General features: G+C 69.0%; 16 protein-coding genes. 2 read left to right on the top strand and 14 right to left on the bottom strand.

All coding sequences use genetic code 11. The annotated features are described in order from the left end of the window. Positions 1 to 5 precede the first annotated feature (5 nt). The 12 genes from ACIBCK_RS22870 to ACIBCK_RS22815 all read right to left on the bottom strand — a co-directional run bounded on the left by ACIBCK_RS22870 (position 6) and on the right by ACIBCK_RS22815 (position 11,685). On the bottom strand, positions 6 to 1,115 hold the full coding sequence (locus ACIBCK_RS22870) for an LLM class flavin-dependent oxidoreductase (protein WP_399392915.1): 1,110 nt from the start codon (positions 1,113 to 1,115) through the stop codon (positions 6 to 8). Next, the gene (locus tag ACIBCK_RS22865; RefSeq protein ID WP_399392913.1) at positions 1,112 to 2,590 is read right to left on the bottom strand and encodes an NtaA/DmoA family FMN-dependent monooxygenase; all 1,479 of its coding nucleotides are present in this window, start codon (positions 2,588 to 2,590) and stop codon (positions 1,112 to 1,114) included. Before ACIBCK_RS22865 ends, ACIBCK_RS22870 begins: the two co-directional genes overlap by 4 nt. A 21-nt stretch (positions 2,591 to 2,611) precedes the next feature. Further along, positions 2,612 to 3,814 (bottom strand): LLM class flavin-dependent oxidoreductase, encoded by a 1,203-nt coding sequence (locus tag ACIBCK_RS22860; RefSeq protein ID WP_399392911.1) that lies wholly within the window; start codon positions 3,812 to 3,814, stop codon positions 2,612 to 2,614. Positions 3,815 to 3,888: 74 nt separating this feature from the next. Further along, positions 3,889 to 4,020 carry a putative leader peptide gene (locus ACIBCK_RS22855; protein WP_399392910.1) on the bottom strand — a complete coding sequence of 44 codons (132 nt, stop codon included), beginning with the start codon at positions 4,018 to 4,020 and terminating at the stop codon, positions 3,889 to 3,891. Between the two features lie 83 nt (positions 4,021 to 4,103). Next, positions 4,104 to 5,072, bottom strand: coding sequence for a glutathione S-transferase C-terminal domain-containing protein (locus ACIBCK_RS22850; RefSeq protein ID WP_399392908.1), 969 nt, complete (start codon positions 5,070 to 5,072; stop codon positions 4,104 to 4,106). 439 nt (positions 5,073 to 5,511) lie between these two features. Beyond that, a complete protein-coding gene (gene ssuE / locus ACIBCK_RS22845; protein ID WP_399392906.1) occupies positions 5,512 to 6,078 on the bottom strand; it encodes an NADPH-dependent FMN reductase in 567 nt (188 codons plus the stop codon). A 96-nt stretch (positions 6,079 to 6,174) separates the two neighbouring features. Beyond that, a complete protein-coding gene (locus ACIBCK_RS22840) occupies positions 6,175 to 7,155 on the bottom strand; it encodes an ABC transporter substrate-binding protein (RefSeq protein ID WP_399392904.1) in 981 nt (326 codons plus the stop codon). A 40-nt stretch (positions 7,156 to 7,195) separates the two neighbouring features. Further along, the gene (locus ACIBCK_RS22835; protein WP_399393130.1) at positions 7,196 to 7,948 is read right to left on the bottom strand and encodes an amino acid ABC transporter ATP-binding protein; all 753 of its coding nucleotides are present in this window, start codon (positions 7,946 to 7,948) and stop codon (positions 7,196 to 7,198) included. A 50-nt stretch (positions 7,949 to 7,998) separates the two neighbouring features. Continuing rightward, positions 7,999 to 9,018, bottom strand: a complete 1,020-nt coding sequence (locus tag ACIBCK_RS22830) for an amino acid ABC transporter permease (protein WP_399392902.1) — start codon at positions 9,016 to 9,018, stop codon at positions 7,999 to 8,001. Between the two features lie 20 nt (positions 9,019 to 9,038). Further along, positions 9,039 to 9,968, bottom strand: coding sequence for an ABC transporter substrate-binding protein (locus tag ACIBCK_RS22825; RefSeq protein WP_399392900.1), 930 nt, complete (start codon positions 9,966 to 9,968; stop codon positions 9,039 to 9,041). 29 nt (positions 9,969 to 9,997) lie between these two features. Beyond that, the gene (locus ACIBCK_RS22820; protein WP_399392898.1) at positions 9,998 to 10,552 is read right to left on the bottom strand and encodes a GNAT family N-acetyltransferase; all 555 of its coding nucleotides are present in this window, start codon (positions 10,550 to 10,552) and stop codon (positions 9,998 to 10,000) included. Then, entirely contained in the window at positions 10,549 to 11,685 is a 1,137-nt protein-coding gene (locus ACIBCK_RS22815) for an LLM class flavin-dependent oxidoreductase (RefSeq protein ID WP_399392896.1), read from the bottom strand. The genes ACIBCK_RS22820 and ACIBCK_RS22815 overlap by 4 nt, the downstream gene beginning before the upstream one ends. 694 nt (positions 11,686 to 12,379) lie before the next feature. Between ACIBCK_RS22815 and ACIBCK_RS22810 the strand changes: the two genes are divergently transcribed. Beyond that, positions 12,380 to 13,444, top strand: a complete 1,065-nt coding sequence (locus ACIBCK_RS22810) for an amino acid ABC transporter permease (RefSeq protein ID WP_399392894.1) — start codon at positions 12,380 to 12,382, stop codon at positions 13,442 to 13,444. 162 nt (positions 13,445 to 13,606) lie between these two features. Here ACIBCK_RS22810 and ACIBCK_RS22805 read toward each other — a convergent pair whose 3' ends face one another. Beyond that, on the bottom strand, positions 13,607 to 14,083 hold the full coding sequence (locus ACIBCK_RS22805) for a MarR family winged helix-turn-helix transcriptional regulator (RefSeq protein ID WP_399392892.1): 477 nt from the start codon (positions 14,081 to 14,083) through the stop codon (positions 13,607 to 13,609). Between the two features lie 260 nt (positions 14,084 to 14,343). Between ACIBCK_RS22805 and ACIBCK_RS22800 the strand changes: the two genes are divergently transcribed. Further along, a complete protein-coding gene (locus tag ACIBCK_RS22800; RefSeq protein ID WP_399392890.1) occupies positions 14,344 to 15,873 on the top strand; it encodes a CoA transferase in 1,530 nt (509 codons plus the stop codon). Between the two features lie 121 nt (positions 15,874 to 15,994). On the opposite strand, the gene ACIBCK_RS22795 is transcribed toward ACIBCK_RS22800, so the two are convergent. Continuing rightward, positions 15,995 to 16,480, bottom strand: a complete 486-nt coding sequence (locus ACIBCK_RS22795) for a molybdopterin-dependent oxidoreductase (RefSeq protein WP_399392888.1) — start codon at positions 16,478 to 16,480, stop codon at positions 15,995 to 15,997. Positions 16,481 to 16,534 lie beyond the last annotated feature (54 nt).

Raw genomic sequence — 16,534 nt, 5'->3', positions numbered from 1 at the left:
GCTCCTCAGCGGTCGGTGGGCGCGGGTGCGGATGCGGGTGCCGATGCGGATGCGGGCTCGGCGATGACCGGGCCCCAGGGGAACGGCGGGTCGGGGATGTCGCGTCGCAGAACGGGGGCGATGTCGGACTGGAACAGTTCGAGCGAGGCACGGTGCTGGGCGTGGGTGAGCCCACCCGCGTCGGCGTGCAGGTGGAGCACGCTGTGTCCGAACTGCTCGTAGTAGCGGTGCACTTTGTCGATCACTTGCTGCGGGCTGCCGATCAGCGCCGAGCTGCGTTCGACGAAGTCCTCCAGGGTGGCGAACACCGGCTCGACGCCCAGGCGTTTCTGGAACGCGAGATAGCCCTCGAACACCGGCCGGTATGCGGCGATCGCTTCCTGTGAGGTGCGGGCCCCGTAGTAGCCGGCCGTCCCCGCCCCGACGACGGCCTGATCCGGGTCGTGGCCGTAGTGCTTCCATCGCTCCCGGTAGTAGCGGATGAGATCGGCGTACGGCTCGATCGGGTGGGTGACGTTGGCGGAGAAGAGCGGATCCCCGTAGCGGGCGGCGAGGTCGACCGATTCCTGGCTCGTCGCGCTGCCGTGCCAGACCCGGATGGGTTGCTGGAACGGTCTCGGCCACACCTCGGCGTCTGCCAGCTCGGGACGAAAGCGCGGGGCGGCGCTCACTTTGTCCTGCCGCCAGATCCGGCGGAACAGCTGGTAGCTCTCGGCGTTGCGCTCCCACTGGTCCTCGGGTGTGACGTGGAACAGCTCTCGCTGGGCGGTGCCGTTGCCCTTGCCGATGATCAAGTCGAGACGGCCCGCTGACAGGTGATCCAGGGTCGCGTAGTCCTCGTACGCGCGTACCGGGTCGAGCAGGCTGAGGGTGGTGACAGCGGTGAACAGCCGAATGCGGGAGGTGAGCGCGGCGATGTGGCTGAGCACGACCGGGGGTGAGGAGGAGATGAAGGGCCGCTCGTGGCGTTCGCCGACGCCGAAACCGTCGAACCCGAGATCCTCGGCCAGCAGCGCGTTGTCGATCACCTCGCGGAAACGCTCGTTGGTGGACTTCGGGACACCGGTAACCGGATGCGGGGCGTGCACGATGAGGGTGATGGCCAGGAACTTCACGACGCCGCCCGCCGGGTCTTCGGCTCCGCGCGTGCGTCGGGGTGCGCCAGACCGAGGTGGTCGCGGAGCGTGCTGCCTGTGTAGTCGTGGCGGAACACACCGCGTTCCTGGAGCAGCGGGACGACGGTGTCGGCGAACCCGTCCAGGCCGCCGGGGGTGATGTGCGGGACCAGGATGAAGCCGTCTGCCGCGTCCGCCTGGACGAAGGCGTTGATGGTCTCGGCGACGGTGGCCGGGGAACCGACGAACGCCTGGCGTCCGGTGGTCTCGATGACCAGCTCGCGGATCGACAGGTTCTCCGCCGCGGCACGCTCGCGCCATTCCCTGGCGATGGCGAGCGGGTCGCGGAACATCCGGACGCTGGCCCGGCCGCGGGCGATGGTGTTCTCGCCGGGGTCCGGGTCGATGTCGGGGAGCGGGCCGTCCGGATCGTACGCGGAGAGGTCCCGGTTCCAGACGTGTTCGAGGTACTTGATCGCGGTCTGGCCGCTGACCTGTTGGCGTCGTATCTCATGCGCCAGCTCCTGCGCCTCGGCGTCGGTGTCGCCGAGTACGAAGGTCGCCGCGGGGAGGATGAGCAGCTGGTCGTGGGTCCGGCCATGGCGGGTCAGGCGTCCCTTGACGTCGGCGTAGAAGTCACGGCCCGCCTCCAGGGCGCTGTGCCGGCTGAATATGGCGTCGGCGCTGGAGGCGGCGAATTCGCGCCCCTCGTCGGAGTCACCGGCCTGGAAGATCACCGGGCGGCCCTGCGGGCTGCGCGGCACGTTGAACCGACCGGCTATGTCGAAGTGCTGTCCTTGGTGGACGAAGGCTCCGGCCTGCGCGTCCTTCAGGAAGATGCCGGACTCCCGATCGGCGACGATCTCGTCGCCGTGCCAGGAGTCGAACAGCTCGGTCGCGGTGGACAGGAACTCCTTGGCCCTGGAATAGCGCTGCTCCTGCGGGAGGAAGCCGCCGCGCCGGAAGTTCTCGCCGGTGAAGGCGTCCCAGGAGGTGACGACGTTCCAGGCGGCGCGCCCGCCGGAGAGGTGGTCCAGGCCGGCGAACTGGCGGGCCACCTCGTAGGGCTCGTTGAAGGTGGAGTTGATGGTGCCGGTCAGGCCGATGTGTTCGGTGACGGCGGCCAGCGCGGACAGGACGGTGAAGGTGTCGGGCCGCCCCACCACGTCCAAGTCGTATATGTGGCCGCCCTGTTCGCGCAGCCGCAGCCCCTCGGCGAGGAACAGGAAGTCGAACTTGGCCCGTTCTGCGGTCCGTGCGAAGTGCGCGAACGAGCTGAACTCGATGTGGCTGCCTGCCTGCGGGTCGCTCCACACGGTGGTGTTGTTGACGCCGGGGAAATGGGCCGCGAGATGGATCTGCTTCAGGGGCCTGCCCGTGGTCGACTTGCTCGCGGCCGTCTTGCTCGTGGGCGTCTTGCTCGTGGCCGTCTTGCTCGTGGCCTGCGTGCCGGTGGTCGGCAGTTTCTTGCTCATGGTCGTACGCCTCCTCCGGCTTCAGGCAGCGGTGTAACGGTTCGTGGGGCGGGCGAGGCCGAGGAGCCCGCGCAAGGTGTCCGCCTCGTAGGTGTCTCGGAAGGCGCCTCGGCGCTGGAGTTCGGGCACCAGGCCCCGCGTGATCTGCTCCAGGTCGTGACCGATCACACCGGGGCGCAGCCGGAAGCCGCTGAGGCCGGCCCGACGCCACTCCAGCAGGAGGTCCGCCAGCTGCCCGGGTGTACCCGTGAACACTTCGGCGTCGCTCGTGTATACGTGGCCGGCGAGGTCGTCGAGACGGGCCTTGCGGTCCTCCGCCGCCGGAGAATCGTCGTCCAGGAACACGACCAGGTCACCGAAGATGTGCAGCGGCTCATCCGCCCGCCCCGCCTCAGCCTGGGCGGCACGGATTTCACCGACGGCGGCGCGGGCCTGGCCGGTGTCGTGCGGGGTGACGTAACCGATGTCGGCCGAGTGGCCCACCAGTTGGTACGGCACGCTCTGGTGCGCGAGGGCGCTGACGATGGGCTGTCCCTGCGGTGGCCGAGGAGTGACCGAGGGTCCCTTGACGCTGAAGTGCTTGCCCTCGAAGTTGATGTAGTGCAGCTTGTCGCGGTCGATGAACCGCCCGGTGGCAACATCGCGGATCTCCGCCTCGTCCTCCCAGCTGTCCCACAGGCGGCGCACCACCTCGATGTGGTCGGCGGCCTCCTCGAAGAGCTCAGCGATCAATGTGCGGCCGTCCGGGGTGTCCCGGTCTTCGAAGCGGAGACGCGGGAAGGTCCGACGGCCGAAGTGCGCGGCCTCGTTCTGCCGTGCCGACACCTGCACGCGCAAGCCCGCACGGCCGGCGCTGACGTAGTCCAGGGTGGCGATCGCCTTGGCGATGTGGAACGGCTCGGTGTGGGTGGCGATCACGGTCGGCACCAACCCGATGTGCCGCGTCAGCGGTGCGACCCGGGCGGCGACGAGCACCGCGTCCAGCCTGCCCCGCACCTGGTCGGTGCGCTCGTCCGGCTCCGTGGGGTGCGAGGACTGCAGCCCGAGTGAGTCCTCGAACGTCACGAAGTCGAGCAGGCCGCGTTCGGCCTCGGCCACGAGGTCGGCCCAGTAGCCGGCGGTGAACAGGGCGTTGGGCCGGGCGCCCGGCTCGCGCCAAGCAGCCGGGTGCCAGCCGGCGCCATCCAGCGCCACAGCGAGGTGAAGAGAGGGAGGTGCGGACACGACAAGGGTGCCTTCCTGGTCGACCGTGTGTGATCACCGGCCCTCATGCGGAGGGCCGAGCGGCGAGGAACAGGTCAGGAACAACAGAGAGCGCCGGCCACCCGTTGCAGGTCAATGTAGGACCGGGAGTACAGGCGGACGCAGCTGCGCCCGGCGCGCACCCCGGCAGCCGGGACCAGACCGCGGGAAACGGGGAACGACACCATTTACCTCCGCTCTTCCGGCTGCTTGTCCTGCTTCGCACGGGCCCTGACGGGCTCCGGCGCGACAGGGTCCATGTCGTCGCAGGTTAGGCGGATCCGGACGGATGAAGGTGGAGGGCGTATTGCGGTTCCATGAAACCGTCCGGACGCCGCTGGACGGCGCCCGCGTCCACGATGTGTACGGGCCAGTCCAGGATCTGCACCGCCGCTCCTGCGGCCTCCAGGCCTTGGCAGTGGGCATGGTGTCGGCGGGCGATGCCGTCCAGGTCGAGGTGGGTGCCGAAGGCAGGGTGGGAGGCCAGTCGCCGAGCGTAGGCCCACAGGTGCGGATGGTCGGCGACGCGGTGGACCGCAGCGGCGTCCAGGTGCAGACGGTGCACGGTGTCGAGTTGTACCAGGGTCACCCACAACTGCACGTCGGCGGCGGTCATTTCGTCGCCGAGGACGAAGTCCTGGTGGGTGAGCCGCCACTCCAATGAGTTCAGGACGCGGAGGAGGGAACTGAGCGCGCTCTGCCTTGCCATGGCGTCGGTGTCTGCCTGCCCGGCTCGCCCGGCCTGCCCGGCTTGCTGTGCGGCTTCGTTGATGCCGTTCTCGCAAAGGTGTCCGACGGCTTCGATCTCCTGCTCCGCACCGGATGGGTAGAGGACGGGCCGGGTAGAGCCCTCACCACCGAAGTGCCTGGCCAAGTCCCGGAGGATGCCCGGCGTGTCCGTGCTGACGATCCGCCCCGTCCAGTCGTCGCTCAGCACCGGCGCGTCAGCCGGTCCGGGATGCCGGTGCGAACTGGCCTCGTACAACGGGCGCAGAGCGGAGTGACCGCCATCGGGGCTGTCGGGCACGGCCGGCAACAGTGCCACGGGGAGGGCCTTTCCCAGGCCGAGCAGGCTGTGGGTGATGGCGATCCGCAGACAGTGGGGACAGGACAGCGAGAGGTGGAGGCGGTAGCGGCGCGGCACGGCGTAGTAGCCACTGCTCGCGTCACAGCCGATCCTTCCCCGGAACGACGGCGAAGAGGAGAGGGACGGCACGGTGGGCAGGGGTGCGGCGGGCATGTGTCTCCCTGGGTCCGGGTTCCGGCTTCTGGCTCTCAGAGGGCGCCGTGGGCGCGCGTGGGGTCATGGGGCGCGCAGCGGCGTCGGCGCGCACCCGTACCCGGCGGAGATGCGGTGCCGATGGCCACCGCCGGCGTCAGCGCGGAGGGTTCGCCGCGCTGCAGACACGCAGGAGATCGATGTGACGGCGGGAGGTCAGCAGGAGTGGCGACCGTCCGGCGCGCACGGCGCGGTCGGCGGGCGGCTCCGGACGCTCCATAATTTCCTACCAGTTCACTAGAGATCTGTGCTTCGGAGTGTCAGGCCCTCCTCGCGCCGCGTCAAGAGGGCCTTCCCAATGAGGCCCCCGCCGACGGGTATCGCGAACGGGCCCAGGGAGCCCCTCCCCCGCCCCCACGCACGTCACCAACACCGACACCCGCCCCATCGGCGGTCACTGTCAAGCAGCTCGTCCGGCGGCCGTCGGCAGGGCCGTACGGTTGCCGAGGGCTTCGGAGAACTGGTCGACGATCTGTGCGAGCGCCTCGGCGGGGCCCGGCGCGACGGTCAGGGTGCCGTCAGCGCCCACCGCGAGGTCCTTGTCGAGCGTGAACCAACCCTGCACGATGTGAGCGGCGCCCATGGAACTGAGTACCGGACGCAGCGCGTAGTCGATCGCCAGGACGTGCGCCGTACTCCCGCCGGTCGCCAGCGGGAGGACCGTCTTGCCGACCAGGCCGTACTGCGGCAGCAGGTCCAGCAGGGACTTCAGGAGCCCGGAATAGGCGGCCTTGTAGACGGGTGTGCCGATCACTACCCCGTCGGCGCGGGCGAACAGTTCGGTCGCCTCGACGATCGCCGGGTGCCGGAAGTCCGCGCCCAGCAGGGCCTCGGCGGAGATGGTGCGGACGTCCAGGGGGATCACCTCGTGTCCCTGTGCCGTGAGTCGCGCGTCCAGGTGGCGCAGCAGGCGGGCGGTGCGAGAGGTGGCAGAGGGGCTTCCGGAGACGGACAGGACAGTGGCCATTGCGGATCCTTCGGGAGCGTGAGGTATGGGGGGAGCGTGAGGTATGGGTAGGGCGGGCGCGGGACCACGCATTGCGACCCCGCGCCCTCGGCGGCGCTACTTGTTGGTCCTGGGCAGTCCGGGCGGGTTGACCTCGGACTTGGTCACGGCCTCGCCGGACAGGCCCCAGCGCTTGAGCACCTTGTCGTAGGTGCCGTTGTCGATGATCTCGTTGAGCGCTGCGGCGAGCGGCTCGACCAGACCGCTGTCCTTCTTGGTGGTGGCCGCGATGAGCCCCTGGAGGGTGGTGCCGGCACCGGAGTAGGTGCCGACGACTTCTGTCTTCCCGGTGGTGGCCGCGTGGTAGGCGGCGGTCGGGTTGGGGCCGAGGTAGAGGTCGATTCGGCCGGACTGGAGGGCGAGGTAGGTGTCGCTTTCGTTCTGGTAGTACTTGATGTTCACCGGCTTGCGGCCGGCCTTCTCGTTCTCCTTGCTCCACTCGATGAGCAGCTTCTCCTGGTTGGTGCCGCTGCCCACGGCGACGGTCCTGCCCGCCACGTCCTTCGGCCCGGTGATCTTCAGGCCGCTGCCCTGCTTCGCCTCGAAGCCCAGGTTGTCCTCGCGGTAGGGGGCGAAGTCGTACTTCTCCTTGCGTTCCTCGGTGACGGTGATGTTGCTGAAGCCGACGTCGTACTTGGCGCTGTCGAGGCCGACGAAGATGTTCTCCCAGGAGACCGTGTTGATGTGCGGCTCGAGGCCGAGCACGTCGGCGACCAGGGAGGCGATGTCGGGCTCGACGCCGATGACGGTCTTGTTGTCGGTGGCGTAGAAGGTCAGGGGCGCGGCGGAGCCTGACGAGTCGACGATCTCCAATGTGCCTCTCTTGCGGATCCTCTCCGGGAGCTCGGCTGCTATGGAGTTGACCTTGTCGGTGGTGATGCGGTCCTGGTCCGGGCTCACGTTGATCTTCGTCTTGCTTCCTGACGTGGCTGCGACCTCGGTCGTGCCACCGTCGGAGGGGTTGCCGCACGCGGCGAGGAAGAGGGCGGCGGTCACTCCCAGCGCGGCGGCGGTGCGGCGGGTGATCGAGGTGGACATGGTCGTGCTCCTTACGAGTGTGGGCAGGAGTGAGGGGTGGTCAGAGGACCTTCGAGAGGAAGGCGCGGGTGCGCTCGTACCGCGGGTGGTCCAGGACGGCCGCGGGCGGGCCCTGTTCCACGACGACACCGTCGTCCATGAACACCACGGTGTCGGCCACCTCGCGGGCGAAGCCGATCTCGTGAGTCACGACGATCATGGTGGTTCCAGCGCGGGCCAAGTCCTTGATGACGTCGAGGACTTCACCGACGAGTTCCGGGTCGAGCGCCGAGGTGGGCTCGTCGAACAGCAGTACCTTGGGTTCGATGGCGAGTGCGCGGGCGATGGCCACGCGCTGCTGCTGCCCTCCGGACAGTTGCCGTGGATAGGCGTCGGTCTTGTCGGCGAGGCCGACCCTCTCCAGGAGACGGCGGGCGGTTTCCTCCGCCTCCTTGCGCGGACGGCGCAGCGCGGAGACGGGCGCCTCGACGAGGTTCTCCAGCACGGTCAGGTGCGGGAAGAGGTTGAAGTTCTGGAAGACGAACCCGATGTGAGTGCGCTGCCTCAGAACGTCCTTCTCCTTGAGTTCGTGCAGTTTGCCGCCGGAGCGGCGGTAACCGATGAGTTCGCCGTCGATGGCGATCCAGCCGCGGTTGACCTTCTCCAGATGGTTGATGGTGCGCAGCAGCGTGGACTTGCCGGAGCCGGAAGGGCCGAGGATCACGGTGACCTCGCCGGTACGGACCTGGAGGTCGACGCCGCGCAGCACTTCCAGCGGGCCGAAGCTCTTGTGGATGCCGTGGACGTCCACCATCACGTCCGCGACCGTCGGCTTCGCTTCTCTTACGGCCGCCGTCACATCGCTCATCGGCTGTCTCCCAAAGGCTTCACGGGTACGACGGGTTGGTTGCGCTGGGCTGCTGCCGCGCGCTGGGTGCGGACGAAGAGTCGGGCGCGCTGGAGCGGGGTGGGCGGCGGGGTGCGGTTCGCGCCCCGGGCGTAACGCCGCTCCACGTAGTACTGCGCGACCGACAGCAGTGAGGTCAGCACCACGTACCAGGCGGTGGCGACCAGCAGCAGCGGGATCACCCGCCCGTTGCGGCCGTAGATCACCTGCACCTGGTAGAACAGCTCCCCGATAGCCATCACGTAGACCACCGAGGTGCCCTTGAGCAGTCCGATGACCTCGTTGCCGGCAGTGGGCAGGATGGCACGCATGGCCTGCGGGAGCACGATCCGGCGGATCTGTCGCAGCCGGGGAATGCCCAGCGCCGCAGCGGCCTCCAGCTGACCGTGGTCGACGGCGATGACACCGCCGCGCACGATCTCGGCGGCGTACGCGGCCTGATGCAGCGTCAGCCCGATGATGGCGGCACCCATGGTGCCGATGACGCTGTTGCTGTCGACGGACCAGAACACCGGGCCGAAGGGGATGCCGACGCCCAACCTGTCGTACAGGGCGCTCAAGTTGAACCAGAACACCAGCTGGACGATCATCGGGATGGACCTGAAGATCCAGATGTAGGTCCAGGCGACGGTCTGCAGCACCGGGCTGTGCGACAGGCGCATGAAGGCCAGGACGGTTCCCAGGAGGAAGCCAAGCACCGTGGCGTAGGCGGTGAGTTGGAGGGTCACCCACACCGCCTGCACGATGGTCTCGGACAGGACATAGTCGCGAAAGACGCTCCACTCCCAGACCGGGTTGGTGGCCAGCCCGTGTGCGAACTGTGTGGCCAGCACGGTCACGGCTGCGACTGCGAGCCAGCGGGCGTAATGGCGGGCGGGGACGACCTTGAGCAGAGCAGGATCGTCATGTGTGGGCGGGGCTTGACGGCCGCCCGGGATGGCCGCGCCGGGTGGCACGGTTTCGGTGATCGGTCTCATCGTGGTGTCCTGCTCGACTCTTATGTGTGCTCGGGCGGGTTGATCCGCGACGTCTCGATCGCGGAGGGGGAGGTGCCCCACTTCTTGAGGATCCGGGCGTAAGTGCCGTTCTTGATCAGCTCGTTGACGGCGGCCTTGAACGCCTTGGTGAGAGGCGAGCCCTTCGTGAAGGCGAAGCCGACGTCGAGGCGGTGGTACTCACCGAGGAAGGCGGTCTGTGCGGCGGGTTGTGCCGCCTGGTGGCGCAGACCGTTGATGGTCGACATGATCACGTCGATCCGGCCCTGCTGGAGCGCGGTGAGAGTCGCCCCGTTCTCCGAGTAGACCTTCACGTCGTACGGCTTCTTGCCCGCCTTGGCGCACACTCCCTTCTGCGCGGTGAGGGTCGCCTCGAAGGTGGTGCCGGCGCCGGTGCCGATGGTCAGCCCGCACAGCTGGGCGAGGTCGGTGACCTTCGTCTTGAGCGCGGTGCTGCCCTTCTTCACCGCGAAGCCCTGGCCGTCGTTGATGTAGGTGACGAAGTCGATGGCCTTCAGCCGTTCGGCGGTGACGCCGAAGTTGCCGGTGCCGAAGTCGTACTTGCCGCTGTCGAGGGCGGGCAGGATCGTCTCGAAGGAGGCGCCCTGGCGCTCCAACTTCACGCCGAGGACCTTGGCCACCGCGTCCGCGATGTCGATGTCCTGGCCCGCGGGCGGCTTGTCCTGCCCGTTCGGGTAGTACGCGCCGGGCGGGGATCCGATCGATCTGCCGACCCGCAACGTGCCGGACGCGCGGGCGTCAGCGGGCAGCAGGGCGGCGACGGAGTCCACCTTGCGCACGGCGGAGACCGGATCGTCGGTCGGCGCCGGGGCTGCCTGGGCGCCCGCCGGTGTAGTGCCGTGGGTGTCGTCGGCGCCGCAGGCGGTCAGCGTCAGTATCAGTACGGGCAGCAGCGCGATGGTGGCAGCCATGCGCAGACGGATTGTGGTGCCACGGACGTTCACAGGCTGGCTGCCTCTCCCTGGGGTGGCGCGGTCGGCAGGTGTTTCTCGAACGGCAGGTGCTTCTCGAACGGCAGGGGGCCGATGGTTTCCGGGTCGGCCTCGGTGTCGAACAGCGGGGTGTAGCCGGTGGCCAGGTAAAGACCGCGGGCCTCGGGCTGGCGCGGCCCGGTGGTCAGGTAGATCCGCCGGTAGCAGCGGGCGCTCACCTCACGCTCCAGCTCGGCGACGACACGGCGGGCCAGGCCGCGCCGACGGTGGGAGGAGTGTGTCCAGATCCGCTTCAGCTCGGCCGTGGACTCGTCGTACCGGCGAAAGGCGCCGCCCGCGACCGGCTCCCCGTGTTGGAGGAGCAGGAGCAGCACACCGCCCCGCTCAGCGGTGAACTCCTCATCGGGGTAGCGGGCGAGCTCGGCGTGCGCGTCCTTGCCGTAGCGCGTGGAGTACTCGTCGCCGAGCTCACGCAACAGCGGTCTCACCCGCGGGTCGGACACGCGGGCTTGAATGACTGCCAACTCGGCTGAAGGCGTGGGTGGTTGTGCGACGGAGGTCATCCGTGCACCGCCGCGAGGGTCTGCGGACCGCGGGCCACCCGCCGGGCGTCGCGTTTGGCGACCTCCTCGCGGACGATCGGAATCACGTACCGGCCGAAGTCGACCGCGTCGGCCAGCAGGTCGTAGCCGCGGGCCGAGAGGATGTCGACGCCGAGGTCGTAGTAGTCGAGCAGCGCCTGGGCGACCGTCTCCGGGGTGCCGACCAGAGCGTTGGAGTTGCCCGCGCCACCGGTCGCGGCAGCGGTCGGGGTCCACAGGGCGCGGTCGTAGCGCTCCCCCGCCTCGGCGATGGCGATGAGCCGCTGCGAGCCGGTGTTCTGTGGCTGGGAGGGGGCGTTGTGGCGCTTGGTGATCGCCTCGCCCTTCTCCCTGCGGGCCTTGATCGCGCCGACCGTCCGGTGGGCCTTCTCCCAGGCCAGCTCCTCCGTCGGGGCGATGATCGGGCGGAACGCGACCTGGATGCGGGGCACGTCGATGCGGCCCGCGGCCTTCGCGGCGGCCTTCACAGCGTCGATCTGCTCTGCGGTCCTCGCGAGGGGCTCACCCCACAGGCAGTAGATGTCGGCCTCAGCGGCCCCCGCGGCATACGCGGCCGGCGACGAGCCGCCGAACGACACGTTCGGACGGGGCTGTTGGACGGGGAAGATGTCGCTGACGAAGTCGTGGAACCGGTAGTGCTCGCCCTCGTGGTCGAAGGGCTCGTGGGTGGTCCAGATCTTCTTGACGATCCGGATGTACTCGCGGGTGCGGGCGTAGCGTTCGTCCTTGGTGAGGGTGTCACCCTCACGGCCCTGCTCGTGGTCGTTGCCGCCCGTGATGAAGTGCACGGTCAGTCGGCCCTCGCTGATCTGGTCGAGGGTGGCGAAGGTCTTCGCGGCGTAGGTCGGGTAGGAGACGTTGGGCCGGTGGGCGAGCAGGATCTGCAGGCGGTCCAGCCTGCTCGCGATGTAGGCGGCAGCCGGCGCGGGGTCCGGGGAACCGGAACCATAGGCAAACAGCACCCGATCCCAGCCGTGTTCCTCGTGCGCCCGGGCGAGCCGGAGCGTGTACTCCTTGTCAAAGGCGGCGCCGGAGCGCGGGGTGGTTTCGGAGCCGTCGTTGGTGGCGGCGATGCCAAGAAACTCCACTGGCATGGCGGATGACCTTTCCTCAAGTCTCATGGGCCGTGGCGTGGGCAGCCCGGGGGCACGGCGGAGCAGCCCTCGGAGCGGCCGGGTGTGACGGCGCTTCAGGGTGCTGGGAACCAGGTGATGAGCAGGGTGTGATGACGCCGGGGCAGGGGCCTCGGGCGAGGTGGGGCGGCGGCAGCGCGGCCAGGACTCGCACACCGTTCGTCCGCAATTCAGCGCGCGTTCAGCGCATGCGTACGACGGTGCTGCGAAGGAAGGAGCTCGGCCCGCGACGGGGATTCCGAGGGAGGGAAGGGCCGGTCAGACGGCCCGCTGCCGCGTCAGGCGCAACACGCTGCGGACCACACCCGACCGAAGTCGATGTGGTCACGGGTGACCAGGCGCTGCTCGGCATTCATGCGCTTAATTGAGCAGTACATCTCGCCTCTCGTCAACTACGGCCCGGATGCCGGACCGAGCGCAGCAGTTACTGCGTGCGGTTGACACATGGGCGTGGTGCGGCCATACGATCGAGAACGGGACGGCTCCGCCAAGCGGCAGCCGCACCGGCCGCGTTGAGGGACGCGGCGCGCGATGACGCCGAACCGAACCACAGCCACACCGCCGCAAGCCCGCACCGCGCCTGCTCGGAATCCACGAACGCGCGCTGCCGGGTGGTCACCGACGCCCGCGCTTCCCTCCCCTGGAGAGCCTCCTGATGGTCTCGCCATCCGACATCGCCGATTCCTCCCGTACCTCAGGAACCATCCCACTCGCAGAACCACTGAAGGCCTCCGGCCATGACCCAGGCCAGCCAGCTCACCCAGGTCACCTAGGCCCCGACGGCGATCTGCCACGGATCGTGCCGCGCCGACATGCCGCGCGCCGGCTGGTCGCTGCCGCCGCACTGCTGGTCTTCGCGCTGGTGGCCCACTCCGTCATCCGCAACCGCGCCTTCCAGTGGGATGTCGTCGGCCGCTACTTCACCACCGCCGCCGTGCTCGACGGGCTGCTGCTCACCCTGTGGCTGACCGGCGTGGTGATGGTGCTCGGCTTCCTGCTCGGCATCCCCCTGGCCGTGATGCGGCTTTCCGCCAACCCCGTACTGCGCACGCTGAGTTGGGGCTACGTGTGGATCTTCCGGTCCACTCCGCTGCTGGTACAGCTGCTGCTCTGGTTCAACATCGGGGCCCTTTACCCGATGCTCACCCTCGGTATCCCCTTCGGGCCTGAGTTCGTCACGGTCAAGACAGTCAATCTGCTCGGTCCCACCCTCACCGCCGTCATCGGCCTGACCCTGCACGAAGCGGCCTACGCTGCCGAAGTGGTGCGCGGCGGCATCCTGTCCGTCGACTCCGGCCAGACGGAAGCCGCCCAGGCTCTCGGCATCGGCAGACGGCGCTCGCTGCGCCGGATCGTCATTCCGCAGGCGATGCGCTCCATCGTGCCGACCGCCGGGAACATGCTGATCGGCACCCTGAAGGGCACCAGCATCGTCAGCGTGCTGGCCGTGCACGACCTGCTGTACTCGGTGCAGCTGGTCTACAACCAGACGTACCAGGTCATCCCGCTGCTGATGGTCGCCACCCTCTGGTACGTCGCCGTCACGACCGTGCTCAGCGCGGGGCAGTTCTACGTCGAGCGCCACTACGCGCGAGGCTCCGCCCGCGCACTGCCGCCCACGCCTCCGGAAAAGCTCAGGGCCCATCTGGCCGTTCTCCGCGCCCGGCTGTATGGGGCGACGGCGCCCGACGCCCGCCCGGCAGTCGACGATGTCCGGTGATTCCTCTCGCAGCGCGTACCCCAATGCGGCAGCGACTCGCTTGTCGTCGGCATGTCGACCTCGGTCACGCCGTCAACGCCGCCTCGTCAACGGAGCAGAGCCGCCCCACTGACGCCCCCGCGGGTGGAGCAGCTGTCCCGGATGCCCACAACTGTGCAGGCGTCAGGTGTGGTCGTCCTCGGTGATGGCGGAGGCAGCGGTGTTGTAGCGGGAGAGCAGGCCGCGCAGGGCCCTGACCTCGTCCGGAGACCAGGCTTCGGTACGGGTGGACACCTCGTGGCGCATCCGGGCGTCGGCGTGGGCGAGCAGTTCGCGGCCGTGCTCGCTCGGGTGCAGCAGCTGCGTGCGGGCGTTGTCCGGGTCGGCCTCGCGTACCACCAGGCCCGCACGCTGCAGTGCGGTGACCTGGCGGCTGATCGTGGACTTGTTGATGCCGTAGAGGCCGACCAGGTCGCGCGCTCGGGCCCCGTTGCGTTCGGCCATCTCCGACAGCAGCGAGTACTCGACGAAGCTCAGGTCCGGGTGGAGCCGTTCGGCGTTGGTCCGGAAACGCCGGGAGAGGGTCACCAGCTCGCGGACGAGTGCCGGCAGTTCTTGGTCGTTGTCGGCCACGTCGGTGTCCTTCCATCCATGGTGCACGCCCACATCGTGGTGAGTTGCATTTTGCATCATCGACAGCCCGGGACTACGCTCATGTTGCAGGATACAACTGAACCTGGGCCACGCCCCACCCGACGGACGCCCGAGAGCGACCCGGTGGGCCGCATGGGGCATTCCATCCCTTTTAGGGACCTTGGGGATAGCATCGGCGACCCTCCGGGGCGCGGCATGCGACCGCTTGCCGTAGCGCGCCCGTCCCGACATCCTCACCCTGCACAGATGCAAAGGCGGCACCATCCATGAGCGCCGAAGAACTCACCGACCGCATCCAGAAGGCCATCGCCCACCCGCTCACCAGCGACGAGGGCTTCGACATCCACCAGGCCCTGCGCGAGGTCCTCGCCTCGGCCGGCCTCCACCCTGAGGACAGCGGCGGCAGGATCAGTTTCCTCGGCAGCGACCCGGTCGTCCCGAGCATCATGCGTCTCGGCGCCGTGCCCGCCCTGGGCATGACCGCCAAGTCCGTTGCCCTGGCTGCTCTTTGGCGTCAGCGCGGCGGCGAAGGTCAGGACATCACCATGGACCTGCGCAAGGCCCCGCACCGGCTCTGCCCCTTCTACGACAAGAAGTGGGAACTGCTCAACGGCTACCCCGGCGGCGCACCCTCGGACCCGGCCAACCCCCTCGGCTTCGACTTCTACCAGGCACGCGACGGCCGCTGGGTCATGCCGCTCAACCCCTACCCGAAGATCAAGAATGCCGCCTACAAGCTCCTGCGCACCTGGCCCGAGAAGGAGGCCGTCGCGGACGCCGTCGCCACGTGGGACGCCGCCGACCTGGAGCAGGCCGGCGAAGAGATCGGCGTGGTGATGCCCATGCTGCGAACCACCCAGGAGTTCCTCAAAGAGCCGGCCTACGAGCACATCGCCCAGGAACCGCTCATCAAGATCGAGAAGATCGGCGACAGCGAACCCGAACCTCTTGCCCCCGCCGCTGACCAGCCGCTCTCGGGCGTGCGCGCCCTGGGTATGGGGCACATCATCGCGGGCGCCGGTGTCGGCCGCGACCTCGCCCAGCACGGTGCGGACGTACTGAACATCTGGCGTCCCAACGAGCTGGAGCACGACTCCACATACAACAGCGCCAACGTCGGCGTCCGCTCCACCACCATCGACCCCTACGGCCCCGCGGGGCAGGCGCAGATCCGCCAACTACTGGGTGACGCCGACCTCTTCTACGCCAACCGCCGCCCCGGCTACCTGGAGAAGATCGGCCTGAGCGCCGAACAGGCCGCGGCGATCCGCCCCGGCATCATCCACGTCAGCCTCTCACTCGCCGGGGAGACCGGCCCGTGGGCCCACCGCGTCGGCTTCGACCAGACCGCCGGTGCGCTCAGCGGCATCATGCTGATGGAGGGCCAGGACGGTGTCGCGGCCGCGCCGACCAGCACGCCGGGCCTGCCCTACATCAGCGTCGTCAACGACTACGTCCTGTCCTGGCTGGCCACCACCGGCGCGCTCGCCGCCCTGATGCGCCGCGCCACCCACGGCGGCAGCTACCGCGTCACCCTCAACCTCACCCGCATCGGCGCCTGGATCCTCAGCCTCGGCGTCTTCGACCGCACCTACGCACAGGCAACCGCCCTCAATCCCGACCCCCACTCCCCCCACGCCTACCTCGACCCGGACACCTTCACCGCCGACACCCCCTGCGGCCACTACCAGGGAGTCACCGACCAGGTGCTCATGTCCCGCACACCGGGCCGCTTCCGCGACATCCTGCTCCCCCGCGGCAGCAGCGCCCCCGCCTGGCTCCCCCGCCACAGCTGACCGCGCACACGAGCCTCACAGCTGGAACCAGACTGCCTCGTCCGGGGCTCCGGGGTTCGTCATGCGGCACGCCGGCCCAGCGGCAATCCGTACCCGAAAGCCCGGCACCGATATGCGCCCATCAAGGGGCCAGCTCCCGGTAGGCGCCGGTCCAGATGCTGGTGATTGCGCTGATGTACCGGGCACCGCAACGGTCCGTGGGAACGACGAGTTGGCTGCCCACCGCGTCGAGTTCGGTGTCGTCGAGCCGTGTTGCCAGCAGGATCGGGGAGTCGGCGAAGTCGGGGTCTATCTCTCCCCACGAGAGGACGGTGTGGTGGCCGTCGCCTCCGCTGATCGCGAGCAGGAAACGGGAACGGTCCTTGCGCCGCCGCGGGTTGAAGCCGGGCTCGGCTGCGCGTATGACGTCGTGCAGCAGGGGTCCTTCGAAGCGGTGGTGCTGGGAGCCGCTCGTGGCGCAGTCGAAGGTGACCTCCGCCTGGTGCTGCTGCCAGCCGGCGCGGAGGTCCGCCACGGTGAGGGTGAAGGGCTGCGCCACTTCCCCGTGGACGGTGAAGGACGCGGCGGTGGTCGGGGTGGCGAGGGGCGCGGTGCTCGGTCGGCTCATCAGTTCCCCTTCGGGCGGCGATCGGTGCCGTGAAACGTCGTACCCGATCGCCGG

The organism is Streptomyces sp. NPDC051218 (assembly GCF_044455475.1).
Taxonomy (GTDB): Bacteria; Actinomycetota; Actinomycetes; order Streptomycetales; family Streptomycetaceae; genus Streptomyces.
This window is presented reverse-complemented; position numbering and strand designations above follow the sequence as displayed.

Bases quoted from the DNA above. Each gene is read 5' to 3' on its own strand.
- ACIBCK_RS22865 (WP_399392913.1), bottom strand. From the start codon at position 2,590: ATGAGCAAGAAACTGCCGACCACCGGCACGCAGGCCACGAGCAAGACG.
- ACIBCK_RS22855 (WP_399392910.1), bottom strand. From the start codon at position 4,020: ATGGTGTCGTTCCCCGTTTCCCGCGGTCTGGTCCCGGCTGCCGGGGTG.
- ACIBCK_RS22850 (WP_399392908.1), bottom strand. From the start codon at position 5,072: ATGCCCGCCGCACCCCTGCCCACCGTGCCGTCCCTCTCCTCTTCGCCG.
- ssuE (WP_399392906.1), bottom strand. From the start codon at position 6,078: ATGGCCACTGTCCTGTCCGTCTCCGGAAGCCCCTCTGCCACCTCTCGC.
- ACIBCK_RS22840 (WP_399392904.1), bottom strand. From the start codon at position 7,155: ATGTCCACCTCGATCACCCGCCGCACCGCCGCCGCGCTGGGAGTGACC.
- ACIBCK_RS22835 (WP_399393130.1), bottom strand. From the start codon at position 7,948: ATGGTGGACGTCCACGGCATCCACAAGAGCTTCGGCCCGCTGGAAGTG.
- ACIBCK_RS22830 (WP_399392902.1), bottom strand. From the start codon at position 9,018: ATGAGACCGATCACCGAAACCGTGCCACCCGGCGCGGCCATCCCGGGC.
- ACIBCK_RS22825 (WP_399392900.1), bottom strand. From the start codon at position 9,968: ATGGCTGCCACCATCGCGCTGCTGCCCGTACTGATACTGACGCTGACC.
- ACIBCK_RS22820 (WP_399392898.1), bottom strand. From the start codon at position 10,552: ATGACCTCCGTCGCACAACCACCCACGCCTTCAGCCGAGTTGGCAGTC.
- ACIBCK_RS22815 (WP_399392896.1), bottom strand. From the start codon at position 11,685: ATGCCAGTGGAGTTTCTTGGCATCGCCGCCACCAACGACGGCTCCGAA.
- ACIBCK_RS22810 (WP_399392894.1), top strand. From the start codon at position 12,380: ATGGTCTCGCCATCCGACATCGCCGATTCCTCCCGTACCTCAGGAACC.
- ACIBCK_RS22800 (WP_399392890.1), top strand. From the start codon at position 14,344: ATGAGCGCCGAAGAACTCACCGACCGCATCCAGAAGGCCATCGCCCAC.
- ACIBCK_RS22795 (WP_399392888.1), bottom strand. From the start codon at position 16,480: ATGAGCCGACCGAGCACCGCGCCCCTCGCCACCCCGACCACCGCCGCG.